This is a genomic window from Campylobacter gracilis (genome assembly GCF_001190745.1).
Taxonomy (GTDB): Bacteria; Campylobacterota; Campylobacteria; order Campylobacterales; family Campylobacteraceae; genus Campylobacter_B; species Campylobacter_B gracilis.
This window is the reverse complement of sequence record NZ_CP012196.1, coordinates 236,347-259,481: the sequence shown is the minus strand read 5'-3', so window position 1 is coordinate 259,481 and position 23,135 is coordinate 236,347. Positions and strand designations below refer to the sequence as shown.

At 49.1% G+C, this 23,135-nt stretch carries 28 protein-coding genes; 25 read left to right on the top strand and 3 right to left on the bottom strand.

Annotated features, from left to right (window positions below):
* The first annotated feature begins 5 nt into the window (after positions 1 to 5).
* From CGRAC_RS01395 to CGRAC_RS01360, 7 genes are all read left to right on the top strand, one after another.
* Entirely contained in the window at positions 6 to 3,368 is a 3,363-nt protein-coding gene (locus CGRAC_RS01395) for a DUF748 domain-containing protein (RefSeq protein ID WP_040303402.1), read from the top strand.
* A gap of 50 nt (positions 3,369 to 3,418) precedes the next feature.
* Positions 3,419 to 4,180 (top strand): 4-hydroxy-tetrahydrodipicolinate reductase, encoded by a 762-nt coding sequence (gene dapB / locus CGRAC_RS01390; protein ID WP_005869827.1) that lies wholly within the window; start codon positions 3,419 to 3,421, stop codon positions 4,178 to 4,180.
* Between the two features lie 28 nt (positions 4,181 to 4,208).
* A complete protein-coding gene (locus CGRAC_RS01385; protein WP_005869828.1) occupies positions 4,209 to 4,526 on the top strand; it encodes a nucleotidyltransferase family protein in 318 nt (105 codons plus the stop codon).
* Positions 4,519 to 4,875 (top strand): HepT-like ribonuclease domain-containing protein, encoded by a 357-nt coding sequence (locus CGRAC_RS01380; protein WP_005869830.1) that lies wholly within the window; start codon positions 4,519 to 4,521, stop codon positions 4,873 to 4,875. Before CGRAC_RS01385 ends, CGRAC_RS01380 begins: the two co-directional genes overlap by 8 nt.
* An 11-nt stretch (positions 4,876 to 4,886) precedes the next feature.
* Positions 4,887 to 6,233 carry an amidophosphoribosyltransferase gene (purF, locus tag CGRAC_RS01375; RefSeq protein WP_005869832.1) on the top strand — a complete coding sequence of 449 codons (1,347 nt, stop codon included), beginning with the start codon at positions 4,887 to 4,889 and terminating at the stop codon, positions 6,231 to 6,233.
* Between the two features lie 20 nt (positions 6,234 to 6,253).
* A complete protein-coding gene (locus CGRAC_RS01370; protein ID WP_005869834.1) occupies positions 6,254 to 6,610 on the top strand; it encodes a DUF488 domain-containing protein in 357 nt (118 codons plus the stop codon).
* Positions 6,611 to 7,082: 472 nt separating this feature from the next.
* The gene (locus tag CGRAC_RS01360) at positions 7,083 to 7,508 is read left to right on the top strand and encodes a TOBE domain-containing protein (RefSeq protein ID WP_005869837.1); all 426 of its coding nucleotides are present in this window, start codon (positions 7,083 to 7,085) and stop codon (positions 7,506 to 7,508) included.
* Positions 7,509 to 8,139: 631 nt separating this feature from the next.
* Here CGRAC_RS01360 and CGRAC_RS01355 read toward each other — a convergent pair.
* Positions 8,140 to 8,688 carry an NAD(P)H-dependent oxidoreductase gene (locus CGRAC_RS01355; RefSeq protein ID WP_005869841.1) on the bottom strand — a complete coding sequence of 183 codons (549 nt, stop codon included), beginning with the start codon at positions 8,686 to 8,688 and terminating at the stop codon, positions 8,140 to 8,142.
* A 364-nt stretch (positions 8,689 to 9,052) separates the two neighbouring features.
* Here CGRAC_RS01355 and bcp point away from each other — a divergent pair, with 364 nt between their 5' ends.
* Positions 9,053 to 9,580: a thioredoxin-dependent thiol peroxidase gene (gene bcp / locus CGRAC_RS01350; RefSeq protein ID WP_040303409.1), complete on the top strand. Its 528-nt coding sequence runs from the start codon at positions 9,053 to 9,055 to the stop codon at positions 9,578 to 9,580.
* Positions 9,581 to 9,837: 257 nt separating this feature from the next.
* The gene (locus tag CGRAC_RS12375) at positions 9,838 to 9,930 is read left to right on the top strand and encodes an NAD(P)H-dependent oxidoreductase (RefSeq protein WP_218565497.1); all 93 of its coding nucleotides are present in this window, start codon (positions 9,838 to 9,840) and stop codon (positions 9,928 to 9,930) included.
* A 397-nt stretch (positions 9,931 to 10,327) separates the two neighbouring features.
* Here CGRAC_RS12375 and CGRAC_RS01345 read toward each other — a convergent pair whose 3' ends face one another.
* Both CGRAC_RS01345 and ypfJ read right to left on the bottom strand, forming a co-directional pair.
* Positions 10,328 to 10,756, bottom strand: coding sequence for a VOC family protein (locus CGRAC_RS01345; RefSeq protein WP_005869852.1), 429 nt, complete (start codon positions 10,754 to 10,756; stop codon positions 10,328 to 10,330).
* 217 nt (positions 10,757 to 10,973) lie between these two features.
* Positions 10,974 to 11,846 carry a KPN_02809 family neutral zinc metallopeptidase gene (ypfJ, locus tag CGRAC_RS01340; protein WP_005869853.1) on the bottom strand — a complete coding sequence of 291 codons (873 nt, stop codon included), beginning with the start codon at positions 11,844 to 11,846 and terminating at the stop codon, positions 10,974 to 10,976.
* Between the two features lie 189 nt (positions 11,847 to 12,035).
* Between ypfJ and infA the strand changes: the two genes are divergently transcribed.
* The 16 genes from infA to CGRAC_RS01265 all read left to right on the top strand — a co-directional run bounded on the left by infA (position 12,036) and on the right by CGRAC_RS01265 (position 23,054).
* A complete protein-coding gene (gene infA, locus CGRAC_RS01335) occupies positions 12,036 to 12,254 on the top strand; it encodes a translation initiation factor IF-1 (protein ID WP_005869854.1) in 219 nt (72 codons plus the stop codon).
* Positions 12,255 to 12,426: 172 nt separating this feature from the next.
* Positions 12,427 to 12,540 carry a 50S ribosomal protein L36 gene (rpmJ, locus tag CGRAC_RS11420; RefSeq protein WP_005869855.1) on the top strand — a complete coding sequence of 38 codons (114 nt, stop codon included), beginning with the start codon at positions 12,427 to 12,429 and terminating at the stop codon, positions 12,538 to 12,540.
* A gap of 3 nt (positions 12,541 to 12,543) precedes the next feature.
* Entirely contained in the window at positions 12,544 to 12,912 is a 369-nt protein-coding gene (gene rpsM / locus CGRAC_RS01330; RefSeq protein WP_005869856.1) for a 30S ribosomal protein S13, read from the top strand.
* 10 nt (positions 12,913 to 12,922) lie between these two features.
* Positions 12,923 to 13,315: a 30S ribosomal protein S11 gene (gene rpsK, locus CGRAC_RS01325; RefSeq protein ID WP_005869857.1), complete on the top strand. Its 393-nt coding sequence runs from the start codon at positions 12,923 to 12,925 to the stop codon at positions 13,313 to 13,315.
* Between the two features lie 18 nt (positions 13,316 to 13,333).
* On the top strand, positions 13,334 to 13,960 hold the full coding sequence (gene rpsD, locus CGRAC_RS01320; protein WP_005869858.1) for a 30S ribosomal protein S4: 627 nt from the start codon (positions 13,334 to 13,336) through the stop codon (positions 13,958 to 13,960).
* Positions 13,961 to 13,971: 11 nt separating this feature from the next.
* Positions 13,972 to 14,997, top strand: coding sequence for a DNA-directed RNA polymerase subunit alpha (locus CGRAC_RS01315; protein ID WP_040303420.1), 1,026 nt, complete (start codon positions 13,972 to 13,974; stop codon positions 14,995 to 14,997).
* Complete coding sequence (gene rplQ / locus CGRAC_RS01310) at positions 14,998 to 15,354, top strand: 50S ribosomal protein L17 (protein WP_005869862.1); 357 nt, start codon at positions 14,998 to 15,000, stop codon at positions 15,352 to 15,354.
* An 87-nt stretch (positions 15,355 to 15,441) separates the two neighbouring features.
* A complete protein-coding gene (locus CGRAC_RS01305) occupies positions 15,442 to 15,945 on the top strand; it encodes a L,D-transpeptidase family protein (RefSeq protein WP_157753345.1) in 504 nt (167 codons plus the stop codon).
* A 509-nt stretch (positions 15,946 to 16,454) separates the two neighbouring features.
* Positions 16,455 to 16,721, top strand: coding sequence for a NifU family protein (locus tag CGRAC_RS01300; protein WP_005869869.1), 267 nt, complete (start codon positions 16,455 to 16,457; stop codon positions 16,719 to 16,721).
* The gene (locus tag CGRAC_RS01295; RefSeq protein WP_005869872.1) at positions 16,711 to 17,259 is read left to right on the top strand and encodes a hypothetical protein; all 549 of its coding nucleotides are present in this window, start codon (positions 16,711 to 16,713) and stop codon (positions 17,257 to 17,259) included. Before CGRAC_RS01300 ends, CGRAC_RS01295 begins: the two co-directional genes overlap by 11 nt.
* Positions 17,237 to 18,547 (top strand): UDP-N-acetylmuramoyl-L-alanyl-D-glutamate--2,6-diaminopimelate ligase, encoded by a 1,311-nt coding sequence (locus CGRAC_RS01290; RefSeq protein WP_005869874.1) that lies wholly within the window; start codon positions 17,237 to 17,239, stop codon positions 18,545 to 18,547. The genes CGRAC_RS01295 and CGRAC_RS01290 overlap by 23 nt, the downstream gene beginning before the upstream one ends.
* Positions 18,548 to 18,563: 16 nt before the next feature.
* Positions 18,564 to 18,911, top strand: a complete 348-nt coding sequence (gene panD, locus CGRAC_RS01285; protein ID WP_005869876.1) for an aspartate 1-decarboxylase — start codon at positions 18,564 to 18,566, stop codon at positions 18,909 to 18,911.
* Between the two features lie 2 nt (positions 18,912 to 18,913).
* Positions 18,914 to 19,243 carry a YbaB/EbfC family nucleoid-associated protein gene (locus CGRAC_RS01280; protein WP_005869878.1) on the top strand — a complete coding sequence of 110 codons (330 nt, stop codon included), beginning with the start codon at positions 18,914 to 18,916 and terminating at the stop codon, positions 19,241 to 19,243.
* A 589-nt stretch (positions 19,244 to 19,832) separates the two neighbouring features.
* A complete protein-coding gene (locus CGRAC_RS01275) occupies positions 19,833 to 20,684 on the top strand; it encodes a polyprenyl synthetase family protein (RefSeq protein WP_040303479.1) in 852 nt (283 codons plus the stop codon).
* 3 nt (positions 20,685 to 20,687) lie between these two features.
* Positions 20,688 to 22,616 carry a transketolase gene (tkt, locus tag CGRAC_RS01270; RefSeq protein ID WP_005869887.1) on the top strand — a complete coding sequence of 643 codons (1,929 nt, stop codon included), beginning with the start codon at positions 20,688 to 20,690 and terminating at the stop codon, positions 22,614 to 22,616.
* 15 nt (positions 22,617 to 22,631) lie between these two features.
* Entirely contained in the window at positions 22,632 to 23,054 is a 423-nt protein-coding gene (locus CGRAC_RS01265; RefSeq protein ID WP_005869890.1) for a GyrI-like domain-containing protein, read from the top strand.
* Positions 23,055 to 23,135: the final 81 nt, after the last annotated feature.

Here is a 23,135-nt window from a genome sequence, read left to right as displayed (position 1 = left end):
GAAAAATGAAAAATTTTTTTATAAAACACCGACGTAAGTTTGCTTGCGGCGTAGGTGGATTTGCGCTGTTTTACGTGCTTGCGGGCTTTTTCGGCGTGCCGCTTTTTATCGAAAAGGCGCTGCCTAAAATTTTAGAGGGCAGAGCAAACTTTAGCGTGCAGGATGCTAAATTTAACCCCTTTACCTACGAGCTAAACGTCACAAAGCCGGAGCTTAGCACCTTTAAGCCGCTGTTTAGCGCCGATGAGATAAATTTAAAAATCGGTTTTTCAAAGCTTTTTAAAAAGACTCTCGCGGTAGAAATTTTGCACCTAAAATCGCCTAAATTCCACGTCGAGCGTGAGCAAAACGGCACCTTCAATTTCGAGCCGCTAATCTCGGAGCAAAAGAGCGAAAGCAAGGATGAAAACTCGAGTTTCAACGTCACGCTGAATAATTTTAAGATCGAGCGCGGCTCTCTGGGCTACGTCGATAACTCCCTAAAAAGGCCGTTTTCGCTCATCTCGACCGAGCTAAATTATGAGATCAACGGCTTAAGCTTAAAAGACGAAACGATCGGCGAGCACGACCTAAGCGCCGTTTCGCGCACATACGACTCGCTGAGTTTCGATGGAGCGATCGATCTGGCGCCTCTGCGGTTGCATGGCAAAATAGATCTTAAACGGCTGAAAATCGATCCGTTTTGGCTATCGTATCTCGATCCTAGCGGCGTGCGGCTTAAAAACGGCTTTCTTTCCGCCACGCTGAATTACCGATTGAGCCTTGATGAAAATATAAAATTTACGCTTGAAAACTCGAAACTCGAGCTTGAGAGCTTAGAAATTTTGCAAGATCAAAGCTTAATTTCTCTCGGCTCGTTAAAAATCCCGAGTTTCAGCCTAAATACGGACGTTTCTGATGAAATTTCTGGCGAAGTGGCAATCCCGCAAGTGCTAGTTTCGGACGCAAAATACGATATGAACGAAACTAAAATTTCCACGGGCTTTGAGGGGGCGCAGGTCGCAGATTTTGCGCTGGATTTTAACAAAACGGGCGCGAACTTGCGGCTAAACTCCGCCGTAAAAAGCGTAGATCTAAACCGCTCAAGCTTTGCAAACCCGCTAATTTCGGTCGTTTCAAACGACACTAAAATCACGGAAAATTTCTTAAAATTTAATGCCGAAGGTAACGATACGGCCCTTCATACAGGCTTTGGCGCCTTTAATATCGCGGATACGCAGATTACGCTAGCGCGCAGCGACAAAATTTCACTCGCCGCGACCGAGCTGGGCGCGTTTAGCTACGACAAAGAGGGCGCGCAAAACGGCGCAAGTCTGAAGTTTGCTAAAATTTCAAACTCCAAAATCGCAAATAAAAACGGAATTTTTAGCGGATTTGAAAGCTTCGGCGTGCAGGGGATTAAATTTAACGTCGCGGATCTAAATCTGGGCGTGGATAAAATTTTGCTAAACGCGCCGTTTTTCAACTCGGAGGTGGGCGTTAGCGGTGCCAAAAGCATAAACGATCTCGCGATCTTAAGCGCGATCTCTAAAAATCCCGCAAGCCCCAAAAAAACGGCGAACTCTAACGCCGTAAGCCAAGCGGATGCAAATTCTACGGCAAGCGGCGCAAATTTAAATTCTAAAAAGCCCTCCAAAAGTCCCGCTTTAAAATTTAAGATCGGCGAGGCCTCCGTAATGGGCGCACAGGCTAAGGTCGGCGAGAGCTTTATCGTTAAAAACAATGTGCACGAGATCAAAGATTTCAGCGCCACACTAAGCGGGCTAAGCTCGAATTTTGCCGAGCCTTTCGGTATCAAAGCAAGCCTTATCACGGGCGAAATCACCGCTAGCGCGGACGGCAAGGCTAGCATCGCGCCGCTTAACGTAGGCGTGAGCTTTAGCCTAAATGCACCAAATTTGAACGTTTTTAACAAATATGCAACGGAATTTATCACGGGCTCCATCGCCGGCGAGCTCGCTACGCAAGGGCAGCTGAAGCTTTCAAACGCCTTCTCACTCGAAGCGAAGCTATCGGGCAAGGGCTTGGCGCTAAGCTCGGGCAGAGATAAAATTTTCTCCCTCGCGTCGCTAAATGTCGCGCAAATCTCGCTGAGCCCAAACTCCCTCACGCTAAATAAGATCGCCCTTGGCTCGCCCGCGGCAAATATCTTGCTAAATAAAGACAGACGTTTAAATTTAGCTTCGCTAATAAAGCCCGCCGCGCAGCTAAAGCAGACTGCAAAGCCCGCCGAAGCTACGCCTAGCAGATCCGCAAAAAGCAAGGCAAACTTTGCGTGGAGCGTAAAAAATATCTCGCTTAGCGGCGGAAGTTTAAATTTCACCGACGAGAGCCTGGGCACGCCCTTTAAACTACGCATCAGCGATATGAAGGCAAGTATCAGCGAGATCAGTCCGAAGCGGGCGGCGGATATTAAGTTTAGCTCGCTCGTAAGCGGAAGCGGGCTGGCAAACATCACGGCGCGCGCCTATCCGCTAGATTTTAAACGCAAAAGCGATATAAACGTCGTTTTAAAGGAGATCCCGCTTGCGCCCGCATCGCCCTATACCGCCAAATATATCGGAAACGAAATCGCGGGCGGTAAGCTAAATTTAAAACTTGCCTACAAGATCGAAGACGGTAAGCTAAACGCAAGCAATGATCTAAATTTAGACCGCTTCGAGCTTGGCAAAGAGATGCAGAGCAAGGACGCACTGAACCTTCCGATCGGGCTAGCGGTATCGATCCTAAAGGACAGCGATGATCAGATCGATCTTAGCCTGCCTCTAAGCGGTGCGCTGAGTGATCCGAAATTTAGCTACAGCGCGCTCGTTTGGGGCGCGATCAAAAAGCTGCTCTCGGATATCGTGTTAAGTCCGTTTAGATTTATGGGAAAGATCGCGGGCGTAGATACGAAAAAGCTCGAAAGTATCGATTTTGAGGCGGCGAGCAGCGAAATTTTAATCAGCGAAAGCTCTAAAATCGATGATTTGGCCAAGGTCGCAAAAGCTAAGCCTGAACTTAAGATCATCCTAAACTCCGCATATAACGAAAAACTCGATACCCACGAGTTTAAAAGGCGCTCGCTGCAAAATACCCTCACGCTGATGTCTAATAAACAAGGTCTCTCCACGGATGAAGCCATAGTGGCGCTTAAGGTCAAATACGGCATCAAATCCGGCGGCGATGAGGCGATGGAGGAGCTGATAAGCGCGCAGAAATTTACCCGTTCGCGTCTTGATGAGTTAGCCCTTGCCAGAGCGGCCGCCGTGCAAGCGGTACTCGTGCAGCGCGGCGTAAGCGCCTCTCGCATAGAAATCAAAAAGCCGAGCGAAGCGGAGCTCAAACAAAACAGCTTCATCCCGCTAAGTCTCGGCGTAGAGAGGTAGTGTAAGCAAAATTTGGCTATACTAAGCGGACTAAATTTAAAGGAACGGCGATGATAAATATAGGAATTCACGGCGGAAGCGGCAGAATGGGCACGATGATCTACGAATGCCTGAAAAATTTCGATCAGGCGCAAGCAAGCGCGATCTACACGGTCGCGCCGCTTGATTATACGCCGAGCTGCGCCGCAAGCCGCAGCTACGACGAGCTTTTTAGCGGCTGCGACGTCGTGATAGACTTTACGATCCGAGACGGCGCGATAAGCTTAATGAAATTTGCGCTTTCGCACCCAAAGCCGCTTTGCATCGGTACGACGGCTCTGGGTGATGAGGGCGAGCGGCTACTGCGCGAATGCGGCGCAAAAATGCCCGTGCTGCACGCTACGAATATGAGCCTAGGCGTCGCGGTGCTAAACAAGCTCGTAGCACTTGCCAGCAGGAGCCTGCGCGATTTTGACTGCGAAATTTTAGAGATGCACCACCGTCACAAAAAAGACGCTCCGAGCGGCACGGCGATGAGCCTTGCGGAAAGCGCCGCAAGCGCGCGCGAGCTAAACTTAAAAGACGTGCGCGTAAGCGGTCGCGACGGGCTCATCGGCGAGCGGAGCAAGGACGAGATCGCCGTGATGTCGATGCGCGGCGGCGATATAGTCGGGCGCCACACCGTGGGATTTTACGGCGAGGGCGAGTTCATCGAGCTAAATCATACGGCGACTTCTCGCGCGACCTTTGCCAGAGGCGCGATAAAGGCGGCGGTATGGCTTGCGTCCCAAAATAGCGGGCTTTACGGCATAGACGACTGCTTAGGAATCTAGGCTTTGCAGCTAAATTTAAGAGGAAAAAATGCCAACCAAAGATGAAATTTTAAATTTTTTGCGCGAGCTAAAGCCAGAGCTTGAAAGCTTTGGAATTTACAAAGTCGGACTATTTGGTAGCTACGCCAAAGGTAGAGCGAATATCGCTTCGGATATCGATGTGGCGATCGAAAGCAGCAAGCAAACAATCGCTCGTCTTGGCGGCGGCATGCGAGCATTTATATATTTAGACGAATTAAGAGGACGCATCGCTAATAAATTTAAAATTTCGGTAGATCTATGCGATACGGCATCGATGAGCGACAAAAAGAAGCTAAAGCTACTAGAAGGAGCTATCTATGTATAATAAGAGGAATTTGCAAAGGCTTGAGTTAATCTCCAAAAAGATAGACGCGATACAACAAATCTGTAAAATCGGTGTTGAAAAAGCGCTTGCCGACGAACTTCGCGACCGACCAGCGATAATAATGCATCTAATCTCTTGCAACGAGCAACTGCAAAAAATTCAAGATAGCGGCGATATAGATATTCTAAGTATATTTGCACCGAGCGATATAGCAGGATTCCGCGGGATCAGAAATGCTTCGGCGCACGATTACGAAGGATTAAATTTAGCCATCGTTCAAAGCGTAGTTAGCGACTACCTGCCGAGTATAAAACAAAATATAGATAAATTTCTAAAAAATAAAATTTAAGAGGTTAGAAAATGTGCGCAATCGTGGGAGTCATAAATTCCGAAGGTGCGGCTAAAACCGCGTATTACGGGCTTTTTGCCATGCAGCACCGCGGCCAGGAGGCAAGCGGCATCAGCTCGAGCTTCAACCATCACATCAAAACGATCAAAGCCACAGGGCTCGTGACGGAGGTTTTTAGCCCCGCGAGTTTTGAAATTTTAAAGGGCAACATCGCGATCGGCCACAACCGCTACGGCACCGCGGGCGCAGACAGCCTGAAAGACGCACAGCCTGTTGCGGGCAACTACGCGCTAGGCGAAATTTCGATCGTTCATAACGGAAATTTGATTAATAAAGACGAAATTCGCCGCAAACTCGTAAGCGAGGGGGCGATCTTTCAGTCCGGCATGGACACCGAAAACATCTTGCATCTCATCGCACGCAGCAAGCAGGAGCATCTAAAAGACCGTATCGTCGAAGCTCTGAATCAGTGCGTGGGCGCATATTCGCTTCTGATTTTAAGCCGCTCGAAGATGTTTGCCGTGCGCGATCGCTACGGCGTGCGTCCGCTTAGCATCGGCAGGCTCAAAGACGGCGGCTACATCGTCGCGAGCGAGACCTGCGCGTTTGATCTCGTAGGAGCCGAGTTCATCCGCGACGTAAAGCCCGGCGAGATGGTGATCTTCGAAGAGGGCAAGGATGAGTTTAGCTCGGTTCAAATTTTAAAAGCCGCGGAGGCTAGAATTTGCGCGTTTGAATACATCTACTTCGCGCGCCCCGACAGCGTCGTAGAGGGCAAAAACGTATACGAGGTCAGAAAAAAGCTGGGCGCTGCGCTCGCGCGAAAATGTAAAAATTTAAAAGCTAATTTCGTCGTGCCTGTGCCCGATAGCGGCGTACCGGCGGCGCTAGGTTTCGCGCAAGAGAGTAAAATCCCTTTTGAGATGGCGATCGTGCGCAACCACTACATCGGCCGCACCTTCATCGAGCCGACGCAAGAGGTGCGAAATTTAAAGGTCAAACTCAAGCTAAATCCGATCGGCGCGGCACTGCACGGCAAGAGCGTCGCAGTGATCGATGACAGCATCGTGCGCGGTACCACGAGCAAAAAGATCGTCGAGCTTCTGCGCCATGCGGGCGCGGCGCATGTGCATATGTGTATCGCAAGCCCCGAGCTAAAGTATCCCGAGCGCTACGGCATCGACACGCCGAGCGTGCGCGAGCTGATCGCCGCGAATATGAGCACGGATGAAATTTGCAAGTTTATAGGCGCCGACAGCCTCACATTCCTTAGCATACCAGAGCTCGTAGAGGCGCTTGGAAGCGAGCGCAAATACTCGCTCGTAAGCTTCGACGGCGATTATTTCATCAAAGATTAGCAAATTTAAAGGAGCAAACTATGACAGAATTTAAGATTAAGCGCGTTTATGAGAGCGCAGAGGAAGAGGATGGATTTCGCGTGCTTTGCGATAGGCTATGGCCGCGCGGCGTAAAAAAAGACGCGCTGGAGCTTGATATGTGGGCAAAAGATATAACGCCTAGCACCGAAATACGCAAGCTTTTCGCGCATAAGCCTGAGAATTTCGCCCATTTTAAGGAGCTTTACCTAGCTGAACTTGAGCAAAATCCCGCCGTAGCTGAATTTTTGAAAAAGGTTAAAAACGAGCCGGTCGTCACGTTGCTGTACGCCGCAAAGAACGAGCACTGCAACCACGCGATGATTCTGCGCGATTTTTTGCAAAGCAAGGTGCACTAAAATTTTGCGCTCAAAGCGCACCGCTAGCTGTATTTTAAAGCAAATGTAAAATTACTTCGCTCACCAAAATCTATTCGGAAAACCGATGTGCGAGGCATAGAATTCAGCAAACAAGGCTTAAGCGGAGCGCTTTTAAAGCCTTATCAGGCACGATTTGAGATAAATTTTCATCTGGATGTACACTTCGCAAATGCGCATAAAACAAACGCTAAATTTTGCGTCATAGCTCTAAAAAACGCAGAATTTTATAAAAAGCGAATAAAATTTCAAGGAAAATAACCCGATTTAATATGCAAATTTAGAATTTCATCTATTTTTTAACGCTATTTTTCATAATGCAAGCTAGGAATTTAAAAAGTGAGCTTAATATAAATTCGCAACAAATCAAATTAATTTCTTACACGCAGCATTTTTAAATTTCATTTAAGGATTTGCCGCTAACATTGCTCGTAATTTTTTACAAGGAGAAACAATGGCAATCAGTGCTAGAAATCAGCTTCACGTCGTAATCAGCGACGTAAAAACAGGTGCGGTGAATTCGCTAATCACAGCTAAAACCAGAGGCGGCGACGTGCTAAAAGCGACCGTGACGGTTGATTCTGAAAAAACTTTGGATTTAAAAGCAGGCAAAGAGGCGGTATTTTTATTTAAAGCCCCAAATGTCATCATTTCAAAGGGAGAAAATGATCTTCGCCTAAGTGCTGCGAACCAGCTAAAAGGCAAAATCACCGCCGTTAAAGAGGGCGCAATCAATGCTGAAATCGATGTCAGAACCGCAGGCGGCGAAAATTTAAGCGCGATCGTCACAAACAGCTCCGTTAAAAATTTGGCGCTAGCAGTCGGCGACGAAGTAACTGCGATCATAAAAGCTACTCAAATCATCGTCGGCGTAAAATAATCAGGCGTAACGGTGCGTGCGACAGCGATACGCGCGCTTTAAACATCGCAAAATAAAGGAGTGGAATTGATAGAATTTCGCTCCTTCCTCAAACTTCTTTTGATAAATCAAATTTTGTAGCAACTCAAATCGCGCCGTAAGCGGTCTTTTCTCTCATGCGCGCAGATACACCCCGCGCGACATCCAGCCCCAATTATACACCAAGAGCGGTCTTGCCCTATTTGCCGCAGTGCGCGTTTCGCGCAGGATTTGCATCTATGCGGCGCGCAAGAGCCCCACTAGCACGAGATATCTATGAAACGCGGGCTCCTCTTCACTCTGCCCGCTCGCTTATAGCAATGCGCTTTCATATTTTACGCACTTGCTAGGGCGCTACTTTGCTCGGTAATGACCGATCCTCGCGTAGATTATCCACATCAAGAGTGAGCCGATCTAGATCATAGCGGCACACACTAACCGCGCCCGCCGATAGATAGCAGCGCGGACAGATCATCGAACCGACCGCCTCGCCCTAAACCCGAGCGTTTTTTGAGCTTTTGCCGATCGGCTCGTTAAAAGGCGTAGATTTCTCGAATAAAATCACTCTTGTAAAATTTCAGCTCGTAGCCGCAGATAGCAAGCATTTGCTTTGCTAAATTTGATACTCGCCGGGGCTCAACTCGCCTCGCAAAAGCTTACCAAAGCGTGCGGCTGCGGCATCTACGGCATCGTCGCCAAACTCGCCGGGCTCAAACCCGCTGCTGACAAACGGCACAGCAAAGTCCATCCCGCAGTAGTTTGCCGCGATCTTAAGCGGAGTTAAAATTTCATCCAGGCTAAAGCCTATCACGCCCTGTTTGGAGTATTCGCTAAGCGGCGTACTAGCGCTTAGCGCGAGCTGCAGAACCTTGCCCTTAAGCGCGCCGGAGCCCACCAGCTCGTGCGAAAAGACGATATCGATATAGGCTTTTAGCATAGGCGGCACGTTTAGCCAGTACATCGGGTACAAAAATACGATGCGCTCAGCGCCCAATAACGCGTCTTGCTCTGTGCGAGCGTCGATGCGCGCAGTATCGGTGCCGTAAAGTCCCTCCAAATGGCGTACCTCCATGCCGGCAGCGCCCTTTGCGACCTGCGATAGGGCTTTGTTCACGCGCGAGGCGGCGAAATTGGGATGCGATAAGATCACGAGCGTTTTCATGTTGTATCCTTTGTTAAAATTTGTAGAATCATATCGTTAAAAAGCTAAGAGTAGATTAAGAGGAGTTGTGAAAACGAGCGTTATTTTGCTTGTGAGGAACCTGGATTTGCGTGGTACGATAGATACGAGGCGCTCTCGTAACATACTACCTCAAGGCATGTGCAACAAAATGTTTTTACGCGTGTCGCAAAGCAAGCCCCTAGCCCGCTCTTGTCTAAAACGATCTGCTTACGATCCACCCGATCGCGCGCAGCTGCGACGCGGGGCAAAATTTCATCCAAACAAGGATAAATTTATGAAAAAAGATTAAAATTTAGCCGTGATTTGGGCTATGAGCCCGAAAATTTCAAAAAAAGGACACGATATGCAGAGAAAAACACGGATCGAAGACGAATTTAGCGCAGAGGATCGCGAGCGCAAAATCACGCTGCAAGCGGGAGACGAAGCACCCGCTTTTACGCTACAAAACGCCGACGGCGCGAGCGTCGCGCTAAAGGACTTCGCAGGCAAGAGGGTCGCGCTGTATTTTTACCCCAAGGATAACACCCCCGGCTGCACGACCGAAGCGTGCGAATTTAGCGCCGCGTACGATGATTTCGTCGCCGCAGACTGCGTGATCGTCGGCATCAGCCCCGACAGCGCCAAATCTCACGCCGGCTTCATCGCCAAGCAGAGCCTAAAGCACATCCTGCTGAGCGATCCGCAGCACGAGGTAGCCAAGCTATACGGCGCGTGGCAGGTGCGCAAAAACTACGGGCGCGAGTATCTAGGCATCGTGCGCTCGACCTTTCTGATCGGTGCGGACGGCAAAATTTTAAAGGTCTATAAAAGCGTCAAGGCAAAGGATCACGCGGCAAAGGTGCTTGCAGATCTGCTAGCTGCGGGGAAATAAAGCGCCAAGCTAGCGTTTTGAAATAGGGCCCCGGCGTATTTGGGCGCTAAGCTTTAATTATAAAATTTATGCGCTGAAATTTACTACGGAATTTCGGCGTCAAATTTAGGCACTGAAGCTTCGGCATTAAAATTCGGTCTTGAAATTTTGCCTTAAAATTCTGCCGCTAATTTGAAAATAAAATTTCAAAGCGAAGCTCTATCTGCGATTTTAGCGGCAAATTTTATCGCCCAAAAACAAAATTTTAAAGGAAAAATATGAAAAGCTTAATCATTCTAGCTCATCCCGACATCGAAAATTCGCTCATAAACAAGCGCTTTTTGAAAGAGGCTGTCGCGCAAAGCTTCTAGGAGCTTATCGCTATTTTCCTTGCCGCGCTCACGGATAAAAGCGCCGCGAAATATCCGCTTTCTTGCTTTGAGTAGCGGCATGCGATGCGAGCAAAGCGGTACTGCGAGCGCGAATAAAACAGCGCGGCGGGTACGGTTAGAGTCGCTGAACGCCGATAAAGAAACGGGGCGGGGTGCGGGTAAATTTTAGCCTCACGTAAAATCTGCGCCGCAGATCACATCGGAGAGTAAAATCTCGCTCGATGTTTAGAGCAAAGCGCGGGAAAACGGTGCCGCAAACTATACGAGCCAAAAAACCCGCCCGATGATTTGTAATAAAATTTTGAGTTTAAATTTTACACGCTTAGGCCAAAGGCTTTGGCGCCTCCAAACAAGCCTCGGCCGCAAAAATTTTGATCTAAAATTTAAGCAGCCCGTCCTCGTCAAATTTAAAACCGGGCCCCCAAACCACCTCCCAGTAGTATCCGTCCGGATCGGCAAAATACGCGTGGTATCCGCCCCAAAACGCATCTTGGGGCTCCTTGACGATGGCTCCGCCCGCCTTTTTTACTAGCTCTATGACGCTAGCTACGTCCTCTTTGTTTTTTACGTTATAGGCTAGCGTGATGCCGCCAAATCCGCTGCCTCTGGGCGGATCGTTTTCGTTGATATCTCGTGCCAGCGCGCCCAAGGGATAGAGCTCAAATTTGGTTCCGGGCGTTTTGAAAAAACATACCGGCGGGTCGTCGTCTTTGCAATCCGTCTTAAATCCTAGGCCGTCTCTGTAAAATTTCAGCGCCCTTTGCATGCTTCGCACGCCTAGGCAGATGCAGGTTATTTTATTCATTTTTGCCTCCATAAATTTTTAACGTATCTATTTTGGTTTCTTATGCCGTAGTCGAGTCTGCGCTCAAACAAGCCGTCGTCGCGCTAGCTGTGCGCGCCGCCCAAACTTCTTAATCGCCGATCATTAAAATTCTAAAATTCCGCCTTCAAGCTCGGCGTTAAATTTTAAAATTTAAGCCGCCTTTATCTAGCCCGCAAGCTAGCTCAAAGTCCGAGTTTTACGGCTCAAACGAGCAAGCCTTTAGGTTTCCGCCCGCTAAGCCCTTTTTAAACCACTCTTTGCGCTGCGCCGAGGTGCCGTGCGTGAAGGAATCGGGCACGACGCGGCCGCTAAATTTGCGCTGCAACGTATCGTCGCCGATCGCGCTGGCGGCATTTAGCGCCTCGTCGATGTCGCCCGCTTCAAGCACGCGCCCGGCTTTTGCGAGATAGTGCGCCCAGACCCCCGCGTAGCAGTCCGCCTGCAGCTCGACTTTGACCTGAAGCGCGTTTTGCTCGGCTTCGCTGCGAGCGCGCCTTTTTAGAGCGGCGACCTGCTCTAGCGTGCCGACTAAATTTTGAACGTGATGCCCTACTTCGTGCGCGATGACATAGGCCTGCGCGAAGTCGCCGCCCGCTTTGTATTTATTCGCAAGCTCGTCGAAAAAACTGAGATCCAGATAAATTTTGCGGTCCCTCGGGCAATAAAAAGGTCCCGTCTGCGCGCTCGCAAAGCCGCAGCCGCTTGCTATCTGATCGCGAAAGAGCCGCAAGCCGGGCTCCTCGTAGCGCGCGCCCACGCTTTTAAATATCTCGCCCCAAACGTCCTCGGTTTGAGCTAGCACCGCCGAGACAAAGGCGAGCTTTTCCTGCTCCTGCGGGCTATCGGTCGGCTCTCTCTGCGTGCTAGCGCCTCCGTCTAAAAGCGCCAAAGGGTTGTAGCCCATAAAATACGCTACGACGCCGATTATGAGCACTATGCGCCCGATCTTTGAGCCGAGCAAAAACCTGATGATCGGAATCAGCATCCCAAGCGAGCCGGAGCTCGTGCGCATGCTGCTTGCGCGGTCATCCTCCACGTTTGAGCTTCGTCTGCCGTCTTGCCATTTCATATTTTTCCTTTAAAATTTTTGAGCCATTATACTAAAATTTTAAAAAGAGCGCCGCCTTGCTTCTGTAAAAACAGTGCGCGCGTAGCGAAATAAATCTGAAATTTTGCTTATTTTAAATTTTTTTTAAGCTGTTTAAAATTTTAAATTCTATATAATCGCCCTTTTTAAATTTAAAAGAAAGGAGAATTTGTGGCAAAAGACGACGTCATAGAGATCGACGGCAACGTCATAGAAGCGCTGCCGAACGCGACTTTTAAGGTCGAGCTAGACAACAAGCACGTGATTTTATGCCATATCGCTGGTAAGATGCGGATGCACTACATCAAGATAATGCCGGGCGATCGCGTAAAAGTCGAGCTAACCCCTTACAGCCTCGATAAAGGCAGGATCACCTACCGCTATAAGTAAGGATAAAGTTAAATTTAGATATACTCGCGATTTTGCGACTAAACTGTAGGAAGAAGTGTTTTCAAAATCCCCACTATTTTGAAAACAGTTGGTTTGATACTTTCGCTTTTGAAATTTCATTAAACCTAGGTGCAGTTTGCATTTAAAGTGGAGAAAATTTTAGGAGAGTGGAATGAAAGTTCGTCCATCCGTTAAGAAAATGTGCGACAAATGTAAAATTGTCAAGCGCAAAGGTGTTGTTCACGTTATTTGTGAAAATCCAAAACATAAACAAAGACAAGGATAAGTTATGGCTCGTATCGCAGGTGTAGATCTACCAAAGAAAAAAAGGATTGAATACGGACTAACTTATATCTACGGTATAGGTTTATTTACGTCGAGAAAAATTCTCGATGCGGCAGGAATTTCTTACGATAAAAGAGTCGCCGATCTGAGCGAAGATGAAGCCGCCGCTATTAGAAAAGAGATCCAAGAGCACTATATGGTCGAAGGCGATCTTCGCAAACAAGTGGCTATGGATATAAAAGCGCTTATGGACTTGGGCGGCTATCGCGGCTTAAGACACAGAAAGGGTCTTCCGGTTCGCGGTCAAAAAACAAAAACGAACGCCAGAACCAGAAAAGGCAAACGCAAAACCGTCGGCGCGGCAGCTAAATAAGGATTGAGATATGGCACAAAAAAAAGTAGTTAAGAAAAAAACCGTCAGAAAAAATATCGCCAAAGGCATAGTTTACATCTCCGCTACGTTTAACAACACCATGATAACCGTAACGGACGAGATGGGCAACGCGATCGCGTGGAGCAGTGCGGGCGCTTTAAATTTTAAAGGCAGCAAAAAATCCACCCCTTATGCGGCGCAACAAGCCGTCGAGGACGCGCTAAGCAAAGCCAAAGAGCACGGCATCAAAGAGGTAGGCGTCAAGGTTCAGGGTCCGGGAAGCGGACGCGAAACCGCCGTTAAAAGTGTAGGTAGCGTAGAAGGGATTAAAGTTACATATTTCAAAGATATCACTCCTCTTGCGCACAACGGTTGCAGACCGCCTAAACGACGTCGCGTGTAATTATAAAAGGAGAAATTTATGGCTAGATATACAGGACCGGTTGAAAAATTAGAAAGAAGGCTCGGCGTCGATCTATTTATGAAAGGCGAAAGAAGGCTTGCGGGCAAGAGCGCGCTTTTAAAACGCCCTTACGCTCCGGGTCAGCACGGACAAAGACGCGCTAAACTAAGCGAATATGGCTCACAGCTTCGCGAGAAACAAAAGGCTAAATTTATGTACGGCGTAAGCGAGAAGCAGTTCCGCAGGCTATTTGCCGAAGCGGCTCGCAGAGAGGGTAACACCGGAGCGATTTTGGTTCAGCTTTTAGAGCAGAGGCTAGATAACGTCGTTTACCGCATGGGCTTTGCTACGACTAGACGATTTGCGCGCCAGCTCGTTACGCACGGACATATCTTGGTAGACGGCAAGCGCGTCGATATCCCTTCATACAGCGTTCGCGCAGGACAAAAGATCGAAGTGATCGAGAAGAGCAAAAATAACCCGCAAATTTCAAGAGCGCTGGATCTTACTGCACAGACCGGCATCGTAGCGTGGGTCGACGTAGAAAAAGAGAAAAGATACGGAATTTTTTCTAGAGTTCCGGAGAGAGAAGAAGTTGTTATTCCTGTAGAGGAAAGATTTATCGTAGAGCTTTACTCGAAATAGTAGGTGCTAATATGAGAAAAATCACAACATCAGCTCATATGCCAACTGAAATAAAGGTTGAGAATGTCAGCGAAAATGTTGCTAAAATCATAGCATATCCCTTTGAAACGGGATATGCCGTCACTCTAGCTCATCCTTTACGAAGGCTACTTTATACGAGCACGGTCGGTTTTGCGCCGACTGCGGTTAAAATCGAAGGCGTAAGCCACGAATTCGACAGCATGCGCGGCATGCTCGAGGATATGGCGGCTTTTATCATAAATTTAAAGGGCTTAAGGTTTAAAATCAAAGGCGATTCCCTACGCGAGGTCGTAGAATACAGCTTTAAAGGACCTAAAGAAATTTACGGCAGTGACCTAAATAACGACGCCGTAGAGATCGTAAATCCAAGCGCTTATCTGGCTACGATAAACGAGGATGCCGATCTTAAATTTACGCTCATCATCGAAAAGGGTATCGGCTACGTCCCAAGCGAAGAGATCAGAGAAAATTTAGACGCTGATTTCATCGCGTTGGATGCGTTTTTTACCCCGGTAACCAAGGCCGTTTACGACATCGAAAATGTCTTCGTAGAGGATAATCCCGACTACGAAAAGGTAGTCTTTACGATCACTACCGACGGTCAGATCAGCGCGATAGACGCGTTTAAAAACGCGCTTGAAGCGATGTATCAGCAGCTGGCGGTTTTCAAAGGCATCGTAAATATCAGCGCTGCGGATACTTTCGGTAGAGCGATTCCTGCAAATTCCGAATTTGCAAAGCTTTTTGAGAGCGTTAGCAATCTAAGCTTAAGCGCGCGAAGCTTTAACTGCCTGGATCGTGCGGATATTAGATTTATCGGTGAGCTTGCGATCATGGAGGAAAGCGAGCTTAAAGACCTTAAAAACTTAGGCAAAAAATCTCTCGAGGAGATCAAGGCCGTTATGGAGGAGATCGGTTATCCTATCGGTAACCAAGAGCTCGGCGAGAAAAAAGAGCAGCTAAAACGCAAGCTTGATGAGCTGAAGGCTCAAAGACAAAAGAATGAAGGACAATAAATGAGACATAATCACGGATATAGGAAGCTAGGGCGTACTTCGTCTCACCGTGCCGCCCTGCTTAAAAATTTAACCATCGCTTTAGTTACTAGCGGCAAGATCGAAACCACGCTTCCTAAGGCAAAAGAGCTAAGAAGCTATGCCGAAAAGCTGATCACTCGCGCGCGCAAGGGCGACAGCGAGGCGCATAGATTTGTTTTCGCGGCGCTTCAAGATAAGGCTGCGACAAATAAGCTAGTCACCGAGATCGCTCCAAAATATGCAGGCGTAAACGGCGGCTACACTCGCATCATCAAAACTCGCCTTCGCAAGGGCGACGCCGCAGAGATGGCTTATATCGAGCTAATCAGCAAATAAAATTTCGGGATCACTCCCGAAATTTCTTCTATGAAATTTAAAATTTTACTCCCGCTTATTATCATCGCTGCGGGCCTAGCGTGGGCATTGGACAATTATCTTAGCTATAAAAATATCGAAACGATCAACTCTGAAATTCCGCTAAAGCAGGCATTGGACGGCGAGCAAATCTCTAAGATCCGCGTCTATAAATCTAAACGAATTCTTGAAATTTTGACCTCGAAAGGCGTCGCAAAAAGCTACAAAATCGCCCTTGGACGCGAGCCTGAAGGACATAAAGAGGTTCAAGGCGACGGCAAAACCCCGGAGGGCAACTACACCATAAACGGCAAAAATCCAAACTCGGCGTATCATCTAAATTTAGGCATCTCCTATCCGAACAAAGCCGACGTAGCGCACGCAAAATCCCTCGGTAAGAGCGCAGGTGGCGATATCAAAATCCACGGTCTACCGAACAAATTTAGCTACCTAGGGCAGAGTATCGCGGCGTTCGGCGACTGGACGGAGGGCTGCATAGCACTCGTCAACGACGATATGGACGAGCTTTTTGAGCACGTAAAAATCGGCACGCCGATAGAAATTTTACCGTGATGGCACACGCCCGCGCTAAAATTTCACAGCCGCGATCAGTATAAGACATGGCGTAAAATTTCATCTGCGAGCTTCAAAACAATATTCGCCGCCCAGGCTTTAGTAATCGCAAATTTGCAATTAAAAGCAGGATTGTTTTTCTAAAAAATTTAATCATATCGGCGCTTGTATAAATTAAATTTAGAGAGTTCCGCTTTAAATTTTACCTACCGCTCAAAAATTTCATCTCAAATTTAGCCCTCGATCTGTCTAAAATTTCATCCCAAATTTATGGCGCAAATAGTCTAAATTTAAATATACGCAAGCCCGATGATTTGCGAGTTTCGTCCTTGCCGAATCGATAAAATTTTTAAAATCGCGACTCGCCGTTCGCGGCGTATAAAATTCTTTGCGAGCCATTACGCAAAATCCGCGTCCTCGCGCAAAATTTCAGATTAAATTTCATCCCCGATAAGCCTTTTTTTATCGCTTTTGGATATAATGCGCCAAAACTAAAATAAGGAATTTTAATGATACCATTTACAGACGAAGAGCTTCTAGCCCCGGTACAGGATAGCTTGGAGCTAATCCGACCGATGCTGCAAAACGACGGCGGCGATATGAAGCTTTTAGGCATAAAAAACGGCGTCGTCTATGTCCGCCTTACCGGGCATTGCCACGGCTGCGCGGCGAGCTCACAGACCCTAAAATACGGCGTCGAGCGCCAGCTTCGCATGGATATTCACCCCGAGCTTAGCGTCGTAAACATCCCCGAAGGCGAAGAGTTTGAACTATAAAAAACTGGGGCTAAAGGCCTTTTCGCGCGGAGAATTCGAGCTTGCGAAGCTATATTTTTCGCTCGCATATGAAAAAAGCGGCGAGGAGGAAATTCTATTTTTGCTTGAACTTTGCCAGACCGCGCTGGCAGACCGCGAAGAGGCGTTTATGCTCTTTGATTTTTACAACCTCAGCCCCAAAACTCAAACTGCGGAGCTTTTTAAAATTTTAAACTCCATCAACGAAAAGATCGCGAACGAAGCGGCCTCCGAACCCGGCGCCGAGGACGAGATTGCAGTCATTGCTTATGCCGATTTTATGCGCGCGGTAGGCCAAAGAGGCTTTAAAGACGCCTTTGAATCGATCATTTTTTCCTCCAAAATCGCCATTTCGGACAAAACCGAGATGATAGAATTTTTAGAAAATTTGATAGAAAACGGCTACTACGAAATGGGGCTTAATTACGTCGAGAGCTCGGCCGCCGCGTATGCAGGCGATGAACGCTTCGAAGCGCTGATGCAAAAAATCAAAAATCATGAAAATACGACTCGAAAATAGCTTTATCACCGATAACTCCGCCGAATGCGAGGCGGGCTGCTTTTTTATGCGCACGAGCGCGAACGCTAAATTTGAACCTGAAGCGGCGCAAAAAGGCGCGCAGATCATCTCTATCGTGCAAGCAAAGGAACTTTTAAAGATCGATTCGCGCATCAAAATCGTAGGCATCACTGGCACGAACGGCAAGACCACGACCGCGGCGGCGATCTATTCGACGCTGCTGGATCTGGGCTTTAGCTGCGGTCTAAGCGGCACGCGCGGCGCCTTTATAAATGAGCGCAGGATCGACGAGAAGGGGCTTACGACAAGCTCGGTTTTTAAGACGATGAGCTATCTTTACGAAGCCGGCAAGCAGGGCTGCGAGTATTTCGTTATGGAGGTAAGCTCGCACGCAATCGCACAAAATCGTATCGAAGGATTAGAATTTGCGCTTAAAATTTTTACGAATTTAAGCCAAGATCATCTCGATTATCATGGCAGCATGCAAGAATACGCCGCAGTCAAGAGCTCGTTTTTCGCTGACGACGCGCCAAAGCTCATAAACGCCGACGATGGGCACATTAAATTTGACCCCGCAAACGCCCTTACCTACGGCATCAAAAACGCCGCGAGCTTCGGCGTGAGCGGATACGGGCTAAAGGGCGGTATCGACGCGCTCGTGCGTACTCCAAACGGCGATAATGCGCAGCTGCAAAGCGATCTCATCGGCGAGTTTAATCTCTACAACCTTACCGCGGCGTTTGCGGCGGTTAAAATTCTAACCAAGCTGCCGAACGAAAAGATCGCAAAAGCTCTGGCAAACTTCGGCGGCGTCGAGGGTCGCGTACAGATCGTAAATAAAGACCCGCTTGTAATCGTCGATTTCGCTCATACCCCCGACGGCATCGAAAAGGTGCTAAACGCGCTGCGTGCAAGCGGCGAGATCATCGCGGTTTTTGGCGCGGGCGGCGATCGCGACCACGGCAAGCGTCCGAAAATGGGCGCCATCGCCGAGCACTTTGCCAAAATTTGCATCGTCACGAGCGATAATCCGCGTAGCGAGAATCCAGATGAGATCATCGAGCAAATTTGCGCCGGGATGCGACGAAAAGATAAAATTTTAAAGATCACGGATCGCAAAGAGGCGATCGCGCGCGCGCTAGATCTTGCCAAAAACGGCGAGATGATCGCTATTTTGGGTAAGGGCGACGAGACCTACCAGGAGATCAAGGGCGTGAAGCACCCCTTCAGCGACAAGCAGGTCGTAAGCGAGCTCGTCGCGGCGCGAGGCGAATCAAATTTAGACTAAATTTAAAGGACGGTCGATGAAAATCGAAATTTTATCAAGCAAAATCCACCGCGCGCGCGTGACGGACGCCAACCTCAACTACGTAGGCTCCATTACGATCGGACCCGAGCTCATCGAGGCTGCGGGGCTTTGCGAATACCAAAAAGTAGAGATCCTAAACGTCAATAACGGCGAGCGCTTCGCTACCTACGTGATTCGCGGCGAGAAAAAGGGCGAGATCTGCCTAAACGGCGCAGCCGCGCGCAAAGTCTGCGTCGGCGACGTCGTCATCATCGTGGCCTACGCACAGATGAGCGCAAAAAAAGCAAGAAGCTTCAAGCCTAAAATCGTGCAAGTAAACGAAAAAAACCAAATAACGGAGTAAAGATGTTTGAGGGAATGGATTTTTCGAAAATGGGGCAGATGCTCGATCAGATGCAGGCCAAGGCTAAGCAGATCGAGGAGGAGAATGCGCGCAAGGAATTTACCGTAAAATCGGGCGCGGGCATGGTCGCCATCAGACTAAATGGCGCGGGCGAGGTGCTAGATCTGAGCATCGACGACAGCCTTTTTAGCGACAAAGAGAGCTTGCAGATCCTGCTAATTTCGGCGATAGGCGACGCGATAAAACTCGTCGAAAATGAGAAGAAAGGCGCTGCAGCATCCATGCTAGGAGGGCTTGGAGGCCTAGGCGATCTGCTCGGCAATAAGGGCTAAGCGTAGTTCAAAAATGGTGAAAATAAGCTTTTTATATAGAATGGCTGCTTTGCTTAGCGAGCGATTTGGATTTTACGGAGCGAGCGGCTTCTGTAGCGAACTAAATGAAGCCCGATTTTATAAGGCGGCGTTAAATTTAGATTTTGTGGCGATACGGTTTGCATAAAGCACGACTCGCTTAATTTGACGCTAGGTTATTAAATTTTTAACCTTAGCAAATCAGTCAAATTTAACGGGCGGCGCGAGGGCAAATTCTAAAATTTCGGCGAGCTGCTACGCTGCGGCGCAAAGTAAAATTTAACTCGCACGGCTTAAATGCAAAGCGGGCAAGCCGTTGCGCGACATCCGCGAGCAAATCTAACGTAAGATGCAGCTCAAAAAAGCGGAGCATCCTCCGCCGCGCGCACTGTGTAAAGCTAGGGAATTAAAATTTAAAATTTTAAGCGGCACGATTGCTTCTATGCGGCGTACAAACGGCTCGCGACAGCAAAGTCTAAGCTGCGCGACGAAAAGGCATTCGAAGGGCGCGAATTTGCATTCGTCAAGGGCGCGCCCAAGCAGAGCAAATCAAAACCGCAAGGTAGGATCAATGGATATTTTAGAAAAATTTAAAGATTACTTGAAGCAAAACGAGCTGAAGGCGCCTAGCTTTCATCCGTACTTTGAGGAGGCGCTCAATTACATGCTGCAGGCGGGCGGCAAGCATTTTCGCGCGCAGCTGCTACTAGGCGTCGTCTCGACAGTGGATGAGCGGCGCTTTGAGGGCGCGCTGGCGATCGCGATGGCGCTTGAGATGATCCACACCTACTCACTTATCCACGACGATCTGCCCGCGATGGACGATGCGGATCTGCGCCGCGGACGGCCGAGCCTGCATAAAAAATACGACGAGGTCACGGCGATTTTAGTGGGCGATGCGCTAAATACCGACGCGTTTTTGATAGCCGCGAGCGCGAACCTAAGCGACGAGATTAAGATAAAATGCATTAAAACTCTAGCGCGAAACGCAGGCAGCGGCGGCATGGTGCTGGGTCAGGCGATCGATTGCCGTTTTGAAAACAGCCCGTTAAAGCAAAGCGAGCTTGAGTTTTTGCATCTGCATAAAACGGGCGCGCTCATCGCAGCGGCGTTTGAGCTAGGCGCCATAATCGGCGGGCTAAAGGACGAGCTCGCGCATGAGCTTTATAAAATCGGACTAAAGCTAGGTCTTATATTTCAGATCGAGGATGATATCATCGACGCCACGGGCGACGAGGCAAGCGCAGGCAAGCCCGTAGGGGCGGACGGCGCGAAAAATTCCTTCGTAAATTTACTAGGTCTTGCGGGTGCTAGAAGCTACAAGCAGCGCCTAATAGACGAGGTAAGCGGCGCGATGAGCGGCTATGATGAAAGCCTGCGCGATTTGGTTTTAAATTTGATAGAAAAATACCTGAAAGGATGAAAAATGTCGAGCGAGCAGCTAAGTAAAATTTCAAACACGATCAAATTTCTAAGCGCGGATATGATCCAAAGCGCTAACTCGGGCCATCCCGGCACGCCGATGGGACTAAGCGACGTAATGAGCGTCTTTATGAGTAAGGTCCGCCACAATCCCAAAAATCCCGCGTGGCTGAACCGCGACCGCGTCGTATTCTCGGGCGGGCACGCAAGCGCGCTCGTGTATAGCTACCTCTATCTTAGCGGATACGATTTGAGCATGGACGATCTGAAAAGCTTCAGGCGCCTGCACTCCAAAACCCCGGGCCACCCGGAGATCACCACCCCAGGCGTCGAGATCGCTACCGGACCGCTCGGACAGGGCGTCGCAAACGCGGTTGGATTTGCGATGGCCGCGAAATACGCCGCGCATCTGCTCAACGAGGAAGGAAACGAGATCATCGATCACCGCGTCTATTGCTTCTGCGGCGACGGCGATCTGCAGGAGGGCATCAGCTACGAAGCGTGCGCGCTTGCGGGCAGACACAACCTCGATAATCTCACGATAATCTATGATTCTAATGGCATCACGATCGACGGCAGCACCGATATCGCGTGGTTTGAGGATGTGAAAGTGCGATTTGAGGCGCAGGGCTTTGAGGTCGCACGCATCGACGGGCATAATTTCGATCAGATAGAATTTGTCCTTGACGAGGTCAAAAACAAAACAAAACCCTACCTCATCATCGCAAACACCACGATCGGCAAGGGCGCGCTCGAGCTTGAGGGCACGGCCAAAACGCACGGCGCGCCGCTTGGTGAGGAGCTGCTTGCACGCGCTAAGCAAAGCTTGGGCTTTGATCCCGCTCAAAGCTTCGTCGTAAGCGAGGACGTGCTTTTTGCGACGCGCGCTGCGGTTGAGAAGGGTGATTTGGAGGAGAGACTTTGGAAGGAGAAGCTTGCGAAGCTAAGCGATGAAAAAAGAGCGCTTCTAAACGAGCTTTTAAATCCCGATTTTAGCAAGATAGAATTTCCCGATTTTAGCGGGCTTAAGGTCGCCACCCGCGATAGTAACGGTAAAATTTTAAACGCCATCGCAAACGCCGTGCCCGGCTTTTTGGGCGGAAGCGCCGATTTAGCGGCGTCGAATAAGACCGAGCTAAAAGGCGGCGGCGACTTTCCGTGCGGCAAAAATTTACACTTCGGCATCCGCGAGCACGCGATGGCAGCGATCGGCAACGCCTTTGCGAGATACGGGCTTTTCATCCCGTTTAGCGCGACGTTTTTTATCTTTAGCGACTATCTAAAAACGGGCGCTCGCCTCGCGGCGCTGATGGGTTTGCGCCACTACTTCGTCTTCACGCACGACAGTATCGGCGTAGGCGAAGACGGGCCGACGCACGAGCCTATCGAGCAGCTTAGCACCTTCCGCGCGATGCCTGGCTTCTACACCTTCCGCCCCGCGGACGGCAACGAAAACGTAAAATGCTGGCGTACGGCACTTGCCCTAAATGCGCCCGCGGCATTCGTCTGCTCGCGCCAGGGACTTGAGCCGCTACCTAAGGCGGTTTTGGGCGACGTGCAAAACGGCGCGTATCTGCTAAGGCAGAGCAAAGAGGCGCAGATCACGCTCATCGCAAGCGGCAGCGAAGTCTCGCTCTGCCTAAAAGCGGCGGCGATCCTGCAAGAGCAAGGTATCGGCGCAAACGTCGTAAGCGCGCCGTGCTTCGAGCTTTTGTGTGAGCAGGACGCAGACTATCTGGCGCAAATCCTGCAGGCGCAAACTAAAATTTTAGCCGTCGAAGCCGCAAGCGCGCTTGAGTGGTATAAATTTGCAGACGCGGTACACGGTATGCAAAGCTTCGGCGAGAGCGGCAACGCGAGCGAGCTATTTAAGCTTTTCGGCTTCACCGACGTCGCGATCGCAAAAGAAGCAAGGGAGCTTTTAGGGCAGTAACGGAAAGGGCGAAATTTGAGCGAAAAAATCAAAATTTCATATTTAGACGGATTTAAAATTTACGGGTTAAAAGCCCGCACGAAAAACGCGGACGAGCTAGACGGGAGCGGTAAAATTCCCGCGCTATGGGAAAAATTTATGAAAGAGTGCTATGACGGGCAGAGCGAGATCTACGGCGTCTATTACGATTACGAAAACGGCGCTGACGGGCTTTACGATATCTTTATCGGCACCAAAGCGCCACGCGGTGGCGAAGCCTTGGAAATCAAAAGCGGCAAATACGCCGTTTTTAGTTTCCCAAATGAGCCGCAAAACGTAGCAAGGTTTTGGAGTAAAATTTGGAGCTTTTTTGAAGCTAGCGAACTAAAAAGAGCGTTTGGAACGGATTTTGAGTTTTACGGCGGAGACGAGATCAAAATTTTTATCTCGATTTTGTAGGGCGGCGCATGAAAATTATAAACGGCGAGTGATTTTTCGCCGCCGCGATAAAATTTGTCCGCGAAATGCTAAAATTCCTTG